At 48.3% G+C, this 15625-nt stretch carries 16 protein-coding genes; 6 read left to right on the top strand and 10 right to left on the bottom strand.

All coding sequences use genetic code 11. The features are described from left to right. Window positions 1-110 precede the first annotated feature (110 nt). Window positions 111-1391: a glycosyltransferase gene (locus EZV61_RS01145; protein WP_240695129.1), complete on the top strand. Its 1281-nt coding sequence runs from the start codon at window positions 111-113 to the stop codon at window positions 1389-1391. A gap of 66 nt (window positions 1392-1457) precedes the next feature. Here the strand turns inward: EZV61_RS01145 and EZV61_RS01140 are convergent, their stop codons facing one another. The 3 genes from EZV61_RS01140 to EZV61_RS01130 all read right to left on the bottom strand — a co-directional run bounded on the left by EZV61_RS01140 (window position 1458) and on the right by EZV61_RS01130 (window position 4060). Further along, on the bottom strand, window positions 1458-2948 hold the full coding sequence (locus tag EZV61_RS01140; RefSeq protein WP_131414053.1) for an MAC/perforin domain-containing protein: 1491 nt from the start codon (window positions 2946-2948) through the stop codon (window positions 1458-1460). Window positions 2949-3095: 147 nt separating this feature from the next. Continuing rightward, complete coding sequence (gene arfB / locus EZV61_RS01135) at window positions 3096-3509, bottom strand: alternative ribosome rescue aminoacyl-tRNA hydrolase ArfB (RefSeq protein ID WP_131414052.1); 414 nt, start codon at window positions 3507-3509, stop codon at window positions 3096-3098. Continuing rightward, a complete protein-coding gene (locus EZV61_RS01130; RefSeq protein ID WP_131414051.1) occupies window positions 3509-4060 on the bottom strand; it encodes a GNAT family N-acetyltransferase in 552 nt (183 codons plus the stop codon). Before EZV61_RS01130 ends, arfB begins: the two co-directional genes overlap by 1 nt. Window positions 4061-4536: 476 nt before the next feature. Between EZV61_RS01130 and EZV61_RS01125 the strand changes: the two genes are divergently transcribed. Further along, entirely contained in the window at window positions 4537-5628 is a 1092-nt protein-coding gene (locus EZV61_RS01125) for a hypothetical protein (RefSeq protein WP_130566209.1), read from the top strand. A gap of 86 nt (window positions 5629-5714) precedes the next feature. Here the strand turns inward: EZV61_RS01125 and EZV61_RS01120 are convergent, their stop codons facing one another. From EZV61_RS01120 to EZV61_RS01110, 3 genes are all read right to left on the bottom strand, one after another. Continuing rightward, window positions 5715-6059: a hypothetical protein gene (locus tag EZV61_RS01120; RefSeq protein ID WP_131414050.1), complete on the bottom strand. Its 345-nt coding sequence runs from the start codon at window positions 6057-6059 to the stop codon at window positions 5715-5717. Between the two features lie 179 nt (window positions 6060-6238). After that, window positions 6239-6919, bottom strand: coding sequence for an esterase/lipase family protein (locus EZV61_RS01115; protein ID WP_240695128.1), 681 nt, complete (start codon window positions 6917-6919; stop codon window positions 6239-6241). Window positions 6920-7054: 135 nt separating this feature from the next. Beyond that, window positions 7055-9103 (bottom strand): VIT and vWA domain-containing protein, encoded by a 2049-nt coding sequence (locus EZV61_RS01110; protein ID WP_205695292.1) that lies wholly within the window; start codon window positions 9101-9103, stop codon window positions 7055-7057. 148 nt (window positions 9104-9251) lie between these two features. On the opposite strand from EZV61_RS01110, the gene EZV61_RS01105 reads away from it, so the two are divergent. Both EZV61_RS01105 and EZV61_RS01100 read left to right on the top strand, forming a co-directional pair. Continuing rightward, window positions 9252-9842: a TetR/AcrR family transcriptional regulator gene (locus tag EZV61_RS01105; protein WP_131414048.1), complete on the top strand. Its 591-nt coding sequence runs from the start codon at window positions 9252-9254 to the stop codon at window positions 9840-9842. 220 nt (window positions 9843-10062) lie between these two features. Then, the gene (locus EZV61_RS01100) at window positions 10063-10662 is read left to right on the top strand and encodes a hypothetical protein (protein ID WP_131414047.1); all 600 of its coding nucleotides are present in this window, start codon (window positions 10063-10065) and stop codon (window positions 10660-10662) included. Window positions 10663-10710: 48 nt separating this feature from the next. Here the strand turns inward: EZV61_RS01100 and EZV61_RS01095 are convergent, their stop codons facing one another. From EZV61_RS01095 to EZV61_RS01085, 3 genes are read right to left on the bottom strand one after another with little or no spacing between them, the layout of a single operon-like run. Next, window positions 10711-11304, bottom strand: a complete 594-nt coding sequence (locus EZV61_RS01095; RefSeq protein ID WP_131414046.1) for a DUF3833 domain-containing protein — start codon at window positions 11302-11304, stop codon at window positions 10711-10713. Next, window positions 11304-11819, bottom strand: coding sequence for a chalcone isomerase family protein (locus tag EZV61_RS01090; protein WP_131414045.1), 516 nt, complete (start codon window positions 11817-11819; stop codon window positions 11304-11306). The genes EZV61_RS01095 and EZV61_RS01090 overlap by 1 nt, the downstream gene beginning before the upstream one ends. Then, window positions 11816-12391: a DUF2878 domain-containing protein gene (locus EZV61_RS01085; RefSeq protein WP_131414044.1), complete on the bottom strand. Its 576-nt coding sequence runs from the start codon at window positions 12389-12391 to the stop codon at window positions 11816-11818. Before EZV61_RS01085 ends, EZV61_RS01090 begins: the two co-directional genes overlap by 4 nt. 162 nt (window positions 12392-12553) lie before the next feature. Between EZV61_RS01085 and EZV61_RS01080 the strand changes: the two genes are divergently transcribed. Together EZV61_RS01080 and EZV61_RS01075 are read left to right on the top strand one after the other, a co-directional pair. After that, window positions 12554-13111, top strand: a complete 558-nt coding sequence (locus EZV61_RS01080; RefSeq protein WP_130566202.1) for a PhnA domain-containing protein — start codon at window positions 12554-12556, stop codon at window positions 13109-13111. Between the two features lie 200 nt (window positions 13112-13311). Beyond that, window positions 13312-14478 carry a DUF3179 domain-containing (seleno)protein gene (locus EZV61_RS01075; protein ID WP_131414043.1) on the top strand — a complete coding sequence of 389 codons (1167 nt, stop codon included), beginning with the start codon at window positions 13312-13314 and terminating at the stop codon, window positions 14476-14478. Window positions 14479-14563: 85 nt separating this feature from the next. On the opposite strand, the gene EZV61_RS01070 is transcribed toward EZV61_RS01075, so the two are convergent. Further along, window positions 14564-15472: a LysR family transcriptional regulator gene (locus tag EZV61_RS01070; protein WP_131414042.1), complete on the bottom strand. Its 909-nt coding sequence runs from the start codon at window positions 15470-15472 to the stop codon at window positions 14564-14566. Window positions 15473-15625: the final 153 nt, after the last annotated feature.

Raw genomic sequence — 15625 nt, 5'->3', positions numbered from 1 at the left:
AGCATATAAATCAACGAAAAAACTGTCTCATATCGGCTCCATTGGATCAGAGTTCAGTTTCAGGCACACTCTAGGTTTAACTTATCCTCCACCGAAGCGAAGTCACACCATTGAAATCAACGCCGCCTAATGCAACAACTCAGGTACTGATCATCGGCTACGTCTGGCCGGAGCCAAACTCCTCTGCGGCAGGCAGCCATATGATCTCATTCATCAAGCTGTTTCTCGCCCAAGGCTGGCAGGTCTGTTTTGCCAGCCCTGCGCAGCTAACCGAGCACATGGTGGATTTGCAGACGATGGGCGTTAAGGTACAGGCGATCCCACTCAATGATTCTGCGTTTGACAGCTTTGCTGCTGAGCTTAACCCCGACATCGTGCTGTTCGACCGCTTTATGATGGAGGAGCAGTTCGGCTGGCGGATCAGCCAACACTGCCCGAATGCGATCAAGCTATTGGATACCGAAGATCTGCACAGCCTGCGTCATGCTCGCCATATTGCTCACAAAGCAGAGCGGTCAATGACAAATGAAGATCTGGCCAGCGACTATGCCCTGCGAGAAGTCGCCAGTATCTACCGTTGTGACCTTAGCTTTATTATCTCGGATTTCGAGCTAGCGCTTCTACAACAACACTTCAACGTGCCAGCGCAACAGCTTTGTTACTGCCCCTTTATGCTCGATCTGGCAAACCTAGATAATCAAGTACCAAGCTTTGATCAACGAACGGATTTCATCAGTATCGGTAACTTCCGTCATGCGCCCAATTGGGACGCAGTGCTCTGGCTTCGTGAGACTATTTGGCCTCTGATCCGTAAGCAGCTACCACAGGCACAATTGCACATCTATGGCGCTTATCCGCCACCAAAAGCCACCGCATTACATAACCCCAAGCTAGGTTTCTTAGTTAGAGGCTGGGCACCGAGTGCTGAGCAAGCGGTAAAACAGAGTCGGATATTATTAGCGCCTCTAAGATTCGGCGCGGGCATTAAAGGTAAGCTCACCGACGCCATGCTGTGGGGCACCCCCAGTGTGACCACAGAGATCGGTGCCGAAGGGATGGCAGAAGCAGATCAATGGCCTGGCGTTGTCGCCCATTCAGCAGAAGCATTTGCTGACGCAGCCGTAGCGCTATACAACGATCAGCAACGCTGGCAGCAGTGCCAACAACAAGCTGTGTCGGTATTAAAACAGCGCTTTGATGGTGAACAGATAGGCCAGCGAGTTATTGCGGCAGTGACAGAGTTGCAAGCAAATTTATCCCAGCACCGCCTGCGTAACTTCACCGGTGCCATGCTGCAACACCATCACCATAAAAGCACCCAATATATGGCACAGTGGATAGAAGCAAAGAACAAGGTGCTGGCCTTGACCGATGAAAACGGCTCAGACTGAAATACAGGTATTTGCCGCACCGAGTTAGCTAAGTGATACCAACTCGGTGCGCCGAACGCTTGGGGTTTAACTTGCCTTATCGCTTCGCCAAAGGGTGTCCCACATATGCTTGCTATCTGGCCGCTGACACTGGCATTGAAGCTTGCTTTTGACAAAGTGGCAGCTTTTATTCGGCCCGGTATCCTTCCCATTGATTGCAGTCTTGTAGTTAACCACGGCACTGATCTTGTCAGATGCACGATTCACACAATGATCACCGTAACACTGACAATATCCCCCAGTGAGAAGCGTCGTAGGATGGTAGAAGTGACAATCATCGTCATTCCGACAGCCCATCGCCGGACGCTGACAACCATATAATGCCGTTGCTTTATCAAGCAACGCGAACTTACGCAGCATCACCTTATCTTTTTTATCCATCACTTTGGCACAACCGCAGCCATGTAACTGTGAGCAATTAAAAGAGAGAAAGCCTTCAAAATAAGCCTGCATCGACTTCGCTATTTTCTGCTCTTTCGTTCCGGGTTCGAAACGGCTTTCTAACAGCTGCCAAATTGGCATCAATTCATATTTCACACCGTCTTGCAGAGTTTCTCCGGTTTTTGCGAATTCGGCCAACAACTCTGGTGTGGCTGCTTTGCCAGCTCCAAGCAACTGTCTAAGCTCCTCACTGCCGCCAAACGCTTTTGAGTTGACCTGATAATCAGATAGGCTAATCGCTTGCTTCTGCTGACGGGTCACTCCTTCGCAACCCTTCACTGACGCTTGCCCCTCTTGGGTAGGCCCTTCCGCAGACAAGCAGGCGGCCACCGCTAGCTCACGCTCCTTTATTGCACTACTGCTTTTTAATGTGACAAAACTACGATAACGGGCTCCAGCAAACAATTTCGAGACAAAGTGAGATCCATACTTTTTTAGGAAACGGTCATAACTCTCCCAAGAAGACCCCATTTCTGGCTTATTGACCGGATAGGGTAAGGCCTTATAGTCCGCCAGAAAGTCGGCTGCCAAACTCCCTTTGCCATGCCTACCTGTAATGCAATCATCAGCCAAGTCGAAACGTTGTTTGTACGCATTGAATTCAAATACCGCACCAAGCAATGAGGTATTCTTTTCATTGCTGGATTTGGTAACCACTTTCACTGTGGTGCCCAACGTCACCGGCCCTTCCAGACTGGCGTCAAGTGATGTGTCACTGCTCAGATATTCGTAAAAAGCGGTCGACTTAGTCCACGTATGAACAACACTGTCTGACGACTTGGCCAGCTCATCGAACACCACACAACCGTCACTTTCCAACGACGCAAACAGTTGCTTGGCGGTACCTTCACCTAAAGGCTCAGTCAGTAGTGTTGCAGGCACATAAACAGCCGCGCCAACGACGGTACGACTGGCACCCAAAGACGTTGCAATAATAGGGGAAGTATCACTACTGGCGACGGATCCCGCCGGCGTTTTCGACGCATCCTGACAACCATTCAAAAAACATATGGAGATGGCCGCGCAAACAACATAAAAAAATGGAATAACACCTCTTGATCTGTTGAAAGTATTCATTATGAAAATCCTTTTTTATAGAAATTTTCATCCGTACATAATGGATTGATTGAACTCTAAGGATAGGGTGGTAGACATTAACAGAGGGGGACGGGTTACACTGAATGAGACTAACTTATAACCAAAATCAGGCGTACAAAGCGATACTCAATGATCCACCTTACCCCTCAGCTGCTTGGTTTTACCGTGGAGCGTCTTCTTATCCATACGGCGGCGTTGGGATCCACGAGTGGGCTTCGTAGGACGTCGGGTCTTCTGCTGTACCGTCGCAGATAAGATCAACGCTTTAAGTCGCTGCAGCGCATCATCACGATTCATCTCCTGCGTTCGATACTGTTGCGCCTTAATCACGATCACCCCCTCTTTGGTGATCCTATGGTCTTTTAGGTTGAGCAGGCGCTCCTTGTAAAAGGCTGGCAGGGTGGAACGCTTAATATCAAAACGCAGATGAATGGCACTGGAGACTTTATTGACGTTCTGGCCACCCGCGCCTTGGGCACGGATCGCGGTCAGCTCAATCTCCCACTCGGCGAGAGTGACACTATTGGAAATTTCTAGCATTAATCTGTGCTCTTATTCATGTTCAGCCGGTAATAGACCACGTCCATATCCCCTAATGGATCTTTATGCAGAGCTTTCTTCTCGAACCGCATGCCGAGCTTGGTCATGATATTGATGGAAGCATGATTATCTTCTACCGCTAAGGCACTGAACTTAGTCACAGCTGTCGCCTGCGAGATTGTCATCATGATCTGTCTCGCCGCTTCAGTGGCATACCCCTTACCCCAGGCAGCGCGCTTAAAGCGCCAACCCAACTCTAAGTCGCTGTCATCACGGTCGGCAGAAAAGAACGCCATCGGCCGCACCAGTACCCAACCAATAAACTCATCGCTTGCAGATTCAACAACTTTCCACAGCCCCCAGCCCTTTGTTGGATTACGATACTGGGCCAGGCGCGGCAAAAACACCTGCAATACATCGTCATAAGAGGTTGTCTTCCCGCCCGAGATGAAGTGCATCACTTCTGGATCTTGGTCCAGCTCAAACATCAGTGGCGCATCGGATGCATCCATCATAGAAAATGTCAGGCGTTCACTTGGGAGCACGTCCATAAATTGATATCTCGGGGTCGTTAAACCCATACAAAGTGCAATACATCGCTATTGTTGCGTTTTATCGATTGGGAGTCGAGCTAAGACCATTCTTATAACTACAGACCGAAATAATCTATTGCGTATAGCCAAACTGGCAGTTCACCCGGCATATCGCAACGAAGCCAAGCGCGGGCGCGACCGAATTAGACTATGCATTCAGAAATCAGATGATGATCACCAAATTAACAAGCGCCCCGAACGCTGAGTAAATAACCAGTAAAACATTGATCTGATCGGAATATAACAACACTTACGACCGTTAGCATGCACTGCAATAGCCACTCTTGAGCTAGGGACAGCCGTGCTTCGGCATGAGAACAATCGAAGCAATCTAGGCAACGCAATACGATTGTCATCGTAAACAATAGATGGCCCCAGTTATAGAGCAACGGAATTCATGCATCAATCAAGCTTACGGGCAAAAGGAGAAGTTAATGCCTCAATACAAATCACCGGGTCAAAAGCGTAAACGTTGGGTACAGATCATTGCGTTAATGATCTTCATTGCAGCCAGCTACGCAGGCTCCCTGTTTATGCAAAAGTTCCATAACCAGCAACTGGCCTGGACAGACGATCATCAGGTTGTAGCTGCGACCGTGACCGGACTTGACGCCGAAGATGAAGAGTATCGAAATTTAAAAGGACGGTTACGGCACCGCACTGTCTACTACCTAACTTACGAGTTTAACGTTGATGAAATAAGCTACGAAAACATGGTAGAGATCAGCGCATACGAATTCGAACAATTGACGCTTAATACACAGGTTGACGTCTGGTACGCCACTACATCGCCAAATATCAACGACACTGCTGACAACGTGAACAGCGATTTATCCAGTAACGATGACATCGGCAACACCATTGATGTTCTCCCCTATACCGGCCCAGCCAGCCTGTTCATCTACTGGGTGATGACTTTTATCTTTGTCAAAGAATCAAAGAAAGCGCTCCCCAAAGGCTTTTACACTGAAACATCTTGGTTAGATATCGATGACAACTACCTGGTCGCTTTAGACGGCAATGATTTAGTGATGTTCGACATCGACGGTAAGCAAGCCTCAAAAGTACAATCAAGCTATCAAAACGGCGCTTCAATAGAAGAACTGATGGCTATCAGCAAGTCAGACAAGTTCAAACGTATCCCACTTTCAGAGATTAAAGAGTTGGTCAGTGACCATAATTCGGATGTACTCACCATTGAATGGGGTGAAGAGAGCGAATCAGTCGAGTTCTTAAATCAAACGGTGAAGGCGCATGCTCTAGAACGTATTCAGCCACTGCTAAGCAATGAGTTGCAATACCACAAGTTGGAGAAAAGTCGTCTTGGGGCGGCCACTCCCGCATTGATCCTATTAGCCATTTTTACCGCCATCGCCTATTTTGCCAGCATCTTCTGGCTGACAGCCCTTATCGGCTTCATCTGCCTGGTGAAGGTGATACCCCGGATAATAGTTCGCCTTTGGGATCCGACGGTACGACAATCCTGGAAACTAGCAGAAACCGTCGCAGATGCATGTACGGAGTAACTCTCTGCTGAAATGATCGTTAGATAATTACAACGGGAAGCAGAGCGTTGCTTCCCGTTGACCTCATTAGAAGTAGATGAAGAAGCTTACAACCCATATACCGTGATATAAAACTCACCCGACTCATCCGTCAGTTCACTGGTATATGTGATATCAACACTTGTCTCACCACTAGGGCCTTCTATCAGCAATTCAGAAGCACACTCGCGCGCACCTGTTTTCTCATTAATATCCGTAGTGCGAATGGCATCTAATTCAAGATCAACACTCGCCGCCATCTCGCTCCCAATCTCTTTGACTAACTCTTCCTGCACGATCTCCAAAACCAAATCCATCGCATCTGAATCATCACAATCTGGTGCATGTTGACTACAACCCACCATCATAAGAGCGAAACCACTAACAAAACAACGCTTTAGTAAACTACTCATCAATCTCTCCAATACAACTTAATCGCTAACGATGATTCCATTCTGGATATCGACATGCACTGCCGTGGCATGTCACTTCAGGCGCATTGTTAAACGTGCCATCCCATCGATAGATTGATTAGTGTCATCGAAAAATCAGAGAAATAGATAAACAGCAACTTACATAAGCAGTTTGTGAACTACCCCTCTAGCAAAGCGCTGAACTGACCACGTGCAAGAAAATGCTTTACTTGCTCAACCACCATTGGCCGCCACATCAACATAGGATGCGAAACAGGGACAACGATGAAATCTTGCATGCCTGCCACTTTCGTTCGTTCAATAGAAACCTTACCGTCGTCACTACCGGGCAACCAGCGCGATAGCAATGGATTGATACTGCGATCGCCGGCAATAACTCCCACCTCATAATTGACAGCACCTAACGAGTGTGTGATGCCTGCCCCTTGAGTAGTTAACTGCCTTGCAGCCGGCCCTAACAACGCCAGGACGCGCGGAACATCAGCTAGATGGTCGATCACTTCACTGCCCTGATTGGGTGGCCCTAACATCACCACACGTCCCAAATTTTCAATCTTATGCTCTGACAGGTAATGCCGTAACAGAATTCCTCCCATCGAATGAGTGACGAAGTGGATCTGACGATATTGATCCCCTTGGCATTGGCTGATCGCGGCGCTGACAGTTGCTTCAGATAGCTGCTCAATCGGTTGACTCAAGGATGGATAGCTCTGATTAATCACTCGATAATCTGCGCTTAATTGCTGTTGTAGCCACCACATCGACCATGATGATTTACCCAGGCCATGCAGTAGCACCACGCAATCTGCCGGTTTTTTTAATGAAGTAGGTACTGTCACGCCCCCTCCCTCTCGCCAAAATTTGGTCACTTGAGTGGCTCGTTCTTGGGCAGCGAAAAGGGCAGTGGCCCCGCCTCCTAACAGGGCCACCAATATCGTGCTCACTAAAAATCTACAGCATGAAACCATTGTCGATTAGCTCCCCTGAGCCATACGGCGACGCATACCAGCAAACTGACGTCCAACGACAACAAGCAGTAACAACGTCAACCCACTCCAGCCCATGCTGCCACCACCACCGCTAAAGCCTGAACGGGGCTTGTTGTATTGCGGGTTTTGCTTATCCACCTGGCGATCAACCACCGGCTGCGACTTTCTTGTTTCACGGGCTTTTTGCTCGGTCTCAATGCGCTGAGCATTTTTTTGCTCAATCCCGTGTTCGGCAAAGCGATCCGCCTCTAATACCAGCATCGAGGTGTATTCAGTCACTAAGCCGTACTGTTTCGCCAGATCTACCACAGCATCTTTCCGGTCGGCGTCTTCACCGAAATCACGTTGTTCTGCCATCAGCTCATCAATTTGCGCAAACGCCCACAAACGTTCGATTTCAGGGAGTTCGGTTGACTGCTCAGGCAGCTTGAATTGGGTACGGTAAGAGATTGGTTGACCACCACGTTTGGCTTTCACCGTCACTTTCACGTCACCGCCTTTCCAGTAGTGACCAAACAGTTGCAACTGCTGACCGCGATACAAACTGCCAATGGTGGCTGGCTGTAAGTCGCCAACCTTTACGCCGTCCACTTCCACTTCGATATCATGCAATGCTTGGTGATTTACCTTACTGGCGGCCAGGGTCAATTGCCCCATGATGTCGTCAGCGTTAGAGACCTCCAGCGCAAAGCCGTTACTGCGTTTAGCTAGCGCATCAAGCAGTGGGCGATTCGCTTCATTGCCCAGAATCATGGTAAACAAACGCAGATCTTTATCTTTGATAACTTCAAGGAACTTTTTCTGCTGGGTTTCACCAACATTGGCAACACCATCAGTGACTAACCAGATCCCGGTAGTGCGGTCGGCATCCAAAGATTTGATACCCATTTTCAGACCGGCCATGAGGTTAGTGCCGCCACCGGGACTGCGCGCCGCTAAACGGTTCGCCAAGTCATCTAAGTTAGCTAGTGTCGCGTTGACGTAGCCGCCACTGAAATCTTCCGAGCTGTTATTAAACAGCACAATACGAACCCGATCTTCAGGGCCAAATTTTTCAAAACCACGGCGTACGCCTTCAATCAGTGTTTGGTATTTGCCGCTCATTGAGCCAGACATGTCGAGGATCAATACCCAGTCACGTCCGCTGTTCAGTGGCTGCAAGTCATCTGATGGGGTCAGTGTCAGCATAAAGGTACCCTGGCTTTTCGCATCTGGCTTGTAGCTGACCAGCTCGACAGCACCTGGCAACCCTTGCTGTAAACGCCAGTACAGTAAAATATCTTCATCTAGAGAGAAATGACTGGCACTGCCGTCTTCCGCTATTTCTGCACGACTGTCATAGTGGGCACGCCAGTGTTGCGGGCCAAGTTGTTCAAGCTGGAACTGCGAATGCTTAGGGAAGCGCAACGCCTCAACCGGGAAGCCACTTTTCAACTCCAACTCAAAAGAGAACTGCCCTTTGACTACCGGATCAGTACTCCAAAACGCCTTCTGTGCTTCATCGACACCGCCGCTCTCGAGTGGGTAGAGAAATCGACCAACACCGTGGTCAACCTCTATTGGCTGCAGATAAACCAATCGTATTTTTACGCTATTTTGCGCCTTAACCGGAAATACTCGGATCTCGAAACGCTGATAGCTTTCCTGCTCAGTTAAGGCAACGTGGTTGCCCTGCTGCTTTTCCTGCTCATAGATATCTCGGGCCTTTTGCTTTTCAACCACTTCACCGTGTACTGGCGCGCCATCGATCCAGTAAGTGAACTCTCCAACGGATGCGCGACTGGGCACAGGAAAGCTATATATCGCTTCCAAATCCTGGGCATGGGGATTGGCAAAAACCTGCTCCACTGTGGTGGTAGCAAAGCCATCAGCAATGGTGACTTTCACTTTGTGATCCTGCAGCGTCAATTCGCTCTGACCACTGTTTATCGGTGTCATCAACCCTGCGGCTTGTGTCGCACCGGCAATACCTGTCAGCAGTAACACCGCCGCGCTGATTATTCGTTTTAGTTGCTTCAAAGATTGTTTCATCATCGGATCCTCGATCTAATTGAACAACGTTCAAAATAAGTCCGTTAAAAAACGCGGTTACAACACCATCTAATGATTGATATTGAACAGCGTTCAATTAAGATAGAGCGAATCCGATAGCAAAGTCAATTATTTTTAACACTGTTCAATTATGGCCAGACGAAACGATCACAGTCCCGAGCAACTCCGCGCACTGACACTCACCACAGTGACAGCCTTCCTTGAACAACAACCCGCTGCCGACTTAAGTTTGCGTCAGGCCGCGAAACTGGTGGGCTATTCTGCCGGCACGCTGATCAACCTGTTTGGCAGTTATTCATATCTACTGTTGGCATTGAACGGCCATACCATGGATGAGATGAGCGGTGACTTGTCCGCCGCAATGGACCAAGCCTCGACGGCAAAAGATAAACTGCGGGCGATGGCAGAACAGTATCTGGCGTTTGCGCAGCTGCACCCTCATCGGTGGCGTTTAGTGTTTGAGCATCGATTAGCCGAAGGAGAAACCTTGCCTGATTGGCAGCAACAACGTATTGACCGCCTGCTTGCCTTGGTTGAAGAGTGCATGCTGCCGCTTTATCCAGACGCCTCAACCACAGAGATACAGCTAAAAATACGCACGGTGTGGGCCTGTGTTCACGGCATCGTGCATCTCACCTTGGAGGATAAGCTGTTTGCGACACCAGCCATCAGCGGTAAAGCACTGATCGATGATCTGCTGACACGGTATTTGCCAGCATAGCCGCGCCCTAGGTAGCAGGATGCAATCGATTCGTTATGCAAAAATAGGAGTCGGGTTTATTTACACGGGAACCAAAAAAACCACACAAACAAAAAGGCTTTATTCATAAAAAAACATATAAATTCAAACAGATGAGTTAATAGTTAATTTAGTGGAATAGTTCCTGCTTCGTAGCGACAACAACAATAAAAAACCTATAGTCCGAAGCTAAGGAAGTACTATGTTCTCAATTAAAACACTGCAAAGCTGGTTAAAAACAACGGCTATTATCTCTGCAACATCACTGTCGTTCGGCGCAAATGCCGGACTGATGGGTGACAGCGTCGAAGGTGCTTTAAGCACAGGAAACCAAACAATCACAACCCAATTCTCCTCTCCCGCCATTGTCGATGCAGGCGTCGAGTTTGAAGGGGTCATGACCGACGTATTCAATCAAGTTTGGAGTGTCAGTGTCGACATCGCCGACACCTCTTTCTCGGTATCAATCACAGAAAGTACCCGCAACGGTGACGGGAATGTTTCCTCTGGCAATGATTTGCTGATGATTTCACTATGGGATTTAGTCGCTGTTGATGAGGTTATCCTGACAAGTTACACATGCTCTTCCACTGGAAGTTCATGCGATTGGGGCGGCAACAATAGCCATCTAGCAACGCTCGACTACACGCCTACGTCTCTAAGCTTGGGTTTCAACGCGTTATATGATGGTGAAACATATACCTTCTCCACCCTCTCGCAGGCTGATGTACCCGCCCCGTTGACAATAGGCTTGATGTTGATTGGCTTGGCCGGTGTAAGGACTGCACGCAGTCGCAAATAACACTTGTAACTAAACAATCAGAAAACCGCTCTTTCCATGGGCGGTTTTTTATGCCGCCATAGCACAGCGGTTAACGCCCCGTCGCTTTTCAAAAAACAGCGTTACCTGGCCCACAGTGAGACCAAATTTAATCAGTTCGCTACGGTTAAACAGGCGCCTCTCATCCATCAGATACATCCAATCATCTACCTTTATCTGGTACTCGGTAACACTGCCATCGTCATCTTTGATCGGCACCAGCAATTCATACTGCCAATGAAAAACCGAGCCCTCCGCTCTTCCAGATGCCTCCCCCACCACATCAGCGGCATTGCCTGTGTAGTGGTGGGATCCCTGATCATCAGTATGGCGTACCAGATGCCAGATCCGTTTGCTCTGCTCACCATCATCAAAGAAAAAATCCTCATCAATGGTTCCGCGCAGTACGCCATCCTGGCGCTGCCAAACACCATTTATTTCAACACAGAAGCGTCGGGTCAATTTGTTGCTGTAATCTTGCACCATGCCATAAGCAATAAGATCACCATCAAAATAGCTTTCTAACTGAAATGCTGGCGTACTGCCGCGATACTCTTCAACATCGGTGGAGCAGGCTGACAGCAACAACACAGTAAACAACAAAATTGGCAATCTATTAGCCATTACTCGGCTCCTAACAGGGCTAAACGAAGTTGTGGTCTGCTGGTATTCGGGGAGAGCCAAATATCAACAAAGTGCTGACCAAAGTCAGGATCCTCGACCCTGCCGATGGGTGTGTTGTTGAGCAAAAATAAGCTATGGCCAGCATCATCAATAACGATCGCAAGCCGGTCATTCTCTGTAATATCTGGCCACATCATTTCCAAGGTTTGCAGCCAAAGCACTTGGTTGGGGTGATTCACTCCGAGGTGCTTCCACTCCTCTTTCGTCCTGCTGATCAGATCTTCGGCATCTATGTCCATCAAGTACTCTATCTCAAGCTTGATAGGCCGCTGACCGTCGACGTATTGTCCACTGGGGCTGTATAGACGTGAGTAATATACATCCCAAAACATCACCTTCAATTTTGCTTCGCCAACCACATTCATCATCTGTGCGTTGGCTTGAAGAGCAAGCATCAATGCGACGGCTACCATCGCAAGCGCTAAGATCCTGGTCACACGCATTAAGCCTTTCATGGTGAACCTCCAGTGCGCATAGTTGATTTAATCGGGCGGGATAAAAACTCATGTAATAGAAGTAATAACGGCAACAGTATTGCCCATAAAAAACCTAGCAATACCAGCGTGGTGGATAGTGGAAAGCCAAATTCAACAGCGCCCAGTTTCTCACCCCCCCAATAGCTGAGTGGGCCAAAAAACGCCCCCGTCATCATCGCCAACCAAGGGCGGGCGATCAGCGGTCTTAAACTGCGCCCCAGCGTTGAAACAAAACCCAACCACAGACAAATTAACCAGACAGGGATAACGACATCATGATCGAATTTAAATACCCCAGCGACACTCAGCCCACTGTCGACAGCAATGCCAAACAGCCCCAATACGGCCCATATCCTGAGTTCCACCAGTTTTTCACTGATCAACAGAAGGTGTAACGCAAGTAGTGCAACGGAAGCGGGAAACCAAGCGGATTGACCAACAACACACGTAAGCCAAAATAGATCGAACCACAGCACATTAACCAGCAGTCTGTCGCCCAATCCAGATACTCTGAAGCCACTTGTTTGAGTCAATGACGCTAACGTACCCATGATTATCCGTCTTAAAGTTTGCCTTACTCATACATACGAACCGTGGTAACAAAAAGATCCCTTTGCTTTGCGTTGGCTCAGATCTATGCCTGCAATGCTGCAGGCGAAGATGATGCTGAATAGGTATACTTGCCGCAGCAAATTTGAAAGAAGGTTAATCCGATGTCTTTGAGCAAGACCCTGAGCCAACGTAGCGGCGACAAATGTGAACTGTGTGGTGCAGAAAATGATCTGGCGGCACAGGAGGTCAGTGGTAGCGATCAGATCGGTGATGCCAGCACAGTAGCCGCTTGTATCAAATGCCGCGATGAAATCAACGGTGACACGTTAGATATGAATCACTGGCGCTGCCTTAATGACAGCATGTGGAGCCAAGTACCGGCAGTACAAGTGATGGCCTACCGCATGTTACATCGCCTCGCTGGTGAAGGTTGGGCGCAAGACCTGCTAGAGATGATGTATCTAGAAGAAGATACAAAAAAGTGGGCTGATGCCGGCCTAATAGAGGTAGAAAAAACACTCGACGTGAATGGCACCGAACTGAAAAAAGGTGACAACGTGACAGTGATTAAAGACCTTCCGGTAAAAGGCTCTTCACAGGTGATTAAACAAGGCACCATGGTGCGCGGTATCAGCTTGGCAGATGATCCAACGCTTATCTCTGGCAAGGCCAATGGTCAATCGATGTACCTGATTGCCGCTTACTGCCGGAAGAAATAACCCAACAGCATAGTTGTTGATAAAAAAGCACCATTCAGGTGCTTTTTTAAGCATGGAAGTAGGTCGTCTAGCTAACTAAGCAGCTTTTTCACCACAAGACATACCATATTTGGTATACCAGATAGTCGCTGCAGTGGCTGTCTCAAGCCCCCCTCTCCCCCTAATATCTTGCGATATCAATTTCAAGGGGGATACGACCTATGAACACAGCCAAAACACAACGCATTTGGTTTCGCATCGTCGCCTTCGTCACCGCGGCATTTTCAATATTTAGCGCGGTCTTAATGACTGAGCCAGGACAAAGTTTAAATCTGCCACGAGAATGGATTGTCACCTACTATCAATACCGTTGGTGGTTCATCGGCTTAAATCTGGCCATGATGGGATACCTATGGCGCCTACATTGTCGCTACAAAATGTGGACCAAGTTCTGGATGACGATGGCCACCAGTGGCGTATTAGTCTGTATCATCGCGGCTAATTTCCTACTCGCCGCTTTCTTCCCTTCCTATCAGCATACGGCTAACTACGTAAGCGTTATTGAGGCTGATGTGATAATAAATGACGAAGACATTGTCTACGCAGTAGAGATCAACGGTGACGTACGCGGCTTCCCGCGCAAGCATCTTGAAATACCTCACATTGCCGGTGACAACATCGGCGGTAAAGAGGTCACCATGACGTTCTGTGCGCTAAGCAATCTACCCGTGGTTATTGAGCAAGATCTCGGTCAAGGTGAGTCCGACATAGGTATTTTAATCCAAACCAATAACAACCTAGTTATGGTGGACCGTCAGAGTGGCGACCTCATTCAGCAAGTCACCATGACTTCAGAGTTTGGTAAAACAAGTCCCGTAGAGCATCCCAACACCATGATGACCTGGGCCGATTTTAAAGAATTCTACCCGCATGGTACGGTATTTATTTATGGCTTTGACCGCGCGCTCGACGACTTCTTGCTCACACTCTTTGAACAACCCATGAAAAACCAATTCAGTGAAGAGCATGGCCCGATTTTCCCCACGCTGGATATGAAAGATGAACGTGTTGGCTTTAAAGAGCAGGTGTGGGGCTACCGTGGCGACAAAAAAGAGATCGCTTTCACCTTGGATTTCGTCAAGAGTCAGCCTACCTATGAGTTCGAGTTTGAGGGACAACCCATGGTACTGGTGTACGACGAGCAGCGCAGTATCACCAATTTATTCAGCCGAACAATCGACAGTCAAACAGTCTCTGTCGACAGTCTTGGCACCATCGATATTCACGGCAACACGGCACTTGGTCGACTAGAACAAATCCCTATGCTCAACGGTATATTTTGGATGGTCTGGTCGCACTGGTTCCCCAACACAGAAGTGATGAACTAACGACTGAGACACCCAACATGCTCTAGCTTGGCGCCGAAAGGCGCCATTTTTGGTTCTCGGCACAAATAGACTAAGTTGGTAAAGCTCACACATCCTGAAATAGCGAACTGATCACTTGTGTTAACCATTGATACTTCTTAGTCCGGTGCTGACTGTTGTGATAGAGCAAAACCACCGGCATATCGATGCCTTTTTCTTGATGACTGAGCTCAACAAAACGAAAACGTGTCTGCATCTGCGTGGTGTAACTACTTCGGGGCGCAATACACAAGGCGTCAGATGAAGCCGTATAATCGAGTATGGTACTTAGTTGCTGGCTTCTGAATTTGGGCTTCAGATGCTGACCAGGTTTAAGGAGCTTTTCTATCTGCATGCCTTGCTCATTGAACTCAGACAGAATTAACCCCGCTATGGGATAGCGCAGCAGATCATCTGCGGTAAATACCTGTCCTTGTATAGGATGGTTCAATTGACAGAAGGCCCCTACCGGGGTGCTTGTTATCTTAGTCTGACGTATCTCTTTCGACACTTCTAACGGATAAAAGCTGATGGCCGCATCGATGGTTTGGCGAACCAATTGGATCTGCGTGGATGGACTGTAGTTATGTAGCTCTAATTCTATATTGGGGGCTGCAGACAACAATGCTTGGCAAATAGCAAAACCATGACTTTCGGAGAGATAGTTATTGATCGCCAGACGCAGTTTTCCGGTCAGTTGGGATGGCTCAAATTCCTGACCTGCCAAGCAGCTTTCAAGCTTAGCCAATACGTCAGGCAGTTGTTCTGCCAACTCTACCGCTCTGTCAGTTAACCCCAGTCCTCGCGCCTGCTTCACGAACAGAGGGTCATCAAAATGTGTCCGTATTTTCGCCAATGAACGGCTCACTGCGGGCTGGCTAACGCCTAATCTTTCTGCCGCTTTACTGGTGTTCTTCTCTTGCAGCAACACCATTAGGCATTTTAATAAATTCAGGTCGAACTTAGACAGATCCATAGCTCATTCACGATGTAAATGCTCGAACACTAAGCCTAACAGAGAGTTATCGACGGATGAAAACAGTTTACAGTTTCACCCCTCCGACCTATCCCCCCTGCAACAGGCCGTTCCTTCATAGCGCGCATCTTCAACTATACTTAACCGGATGGC

This window comes from Corallincola luteus (assembly GCF_004336975.1).
Lineage (GTDB): Bacteria > Pseudomonadota > Gammaproteobacteria > Enterobacterales > Neiellaceae > Corallincola > Corallincola holothuriorum.
Note: the sequence above shows the minus strand (reverse complement) of the source record. Positions and strands in the feature narration are given on the sequence as shown.

What these genes read in the sequence shown, in the direction of transcription:
- EZV61_RS01090 (WP_131414045.1), bottom strand. Translation starts at nt 11,819, where the DNA reads ATGAAAGGCTTAATGCGTGTGACCAGGATCTTAGCGCTTGCGATGGTA.
- EZV61_RS01125 (WP_130566209.1), top strand. Translation starts at nt 4,537, where the DNA reads ATGCCTCAATACAAATCACCGGGTCAAAAGCGTAAACGTTGGGTACAG.
- arfB (WP_131414052.1), bottom strand. Translation starts at nt 3,509, where the DNA reads ATGCTAGAAATTTCCAATAGTGTCACTCTCGCCGAGTGGGAGATTGAG.
- EZV61_RS01075 (WP_131414043.1), top strand. Translation starts at nt 13,312, where the DNA reads ATGAACACAGCCAAAACACAACGCATTTGGTTTCGCATCGTCGCCTTC.
- EZV61_RS01085 (WP_131414044.1), bottom strand. Translation starts at nt 12,391, where the DNA reads ATGGGTACGTTAGCGTCATTGACTCAAACAAGTGGCTTCAGAGTATCT.
- EZV61_RS01120 (WP_131414050.1), bottom strand. Translation starts at nt 6,059, where the DNA reads ATGAGTAGTTTACTAAAGCGTTGTTTTGTTAGTGGTTTCGCTCTTATG.
- EZV61_RS01095 (WP_131414046.1), bottom strand. Translation starts at nt 11,304, where the DNA reads ATGGCTAATAGATTGCCAATTTTGTTGTTTACTGTGTTGTTGCTGTCA.
- EZV61_RS01140 (WP_131414053.1), bottom strand. Translation starts at nt 2,948, where the DNA reads ATGAATACTTTCAACAGATCAAGAGGTGTTATTCCATTTTTTTATGTT.
- EZV61_RS01070 (WP_131414042.1), bottom strand. Translation starts at nt 15,472, where the DNA reads ATGGATCTGTCTAAGTTCGACCTGAATTTATTAAAATGCCTAATGGTG.
- EZV61_RS01110 (WP_205695292.1), bottom strand. Translation starts at nt 9,103, where the DNA reads ATGATGAAACAATCTTTGAAGCAACTAAAACGAATAATCAGCGCGGCG.
- EZV61_RS01100 (WP_131414047.1), top strand. Translation starts at nt 10,063, where the DNA reads ATGTTCTCAATTAAAACACTGCAAAGCTGGTTAAAAACAACGGCTATT.
- EZV61_RS01080 (WP_130566202.1), top strand. Translation starts at nt 12,554, where the DNA reads ATGTCTTTGAGCAAGACCCTGAGCCAACGTAGCGGCGACAAATGTGAA.
- EZV61_RS01105 (WP_131414048.1), top strand. Translation starts at nt 9,252, where the DNA reads ATGGCCAGACGAAACGATCACAGTCCCGAGCAACTCCGCGCACTGACA.
- EZV61_RS01130 (WP_131414051.1), bottom strand. Translation starts at nt 4,060, where the DNA reads ATGGACGTGCTCCCAAGTGAACGCCTGACATTTTCTATGATGGATGCA.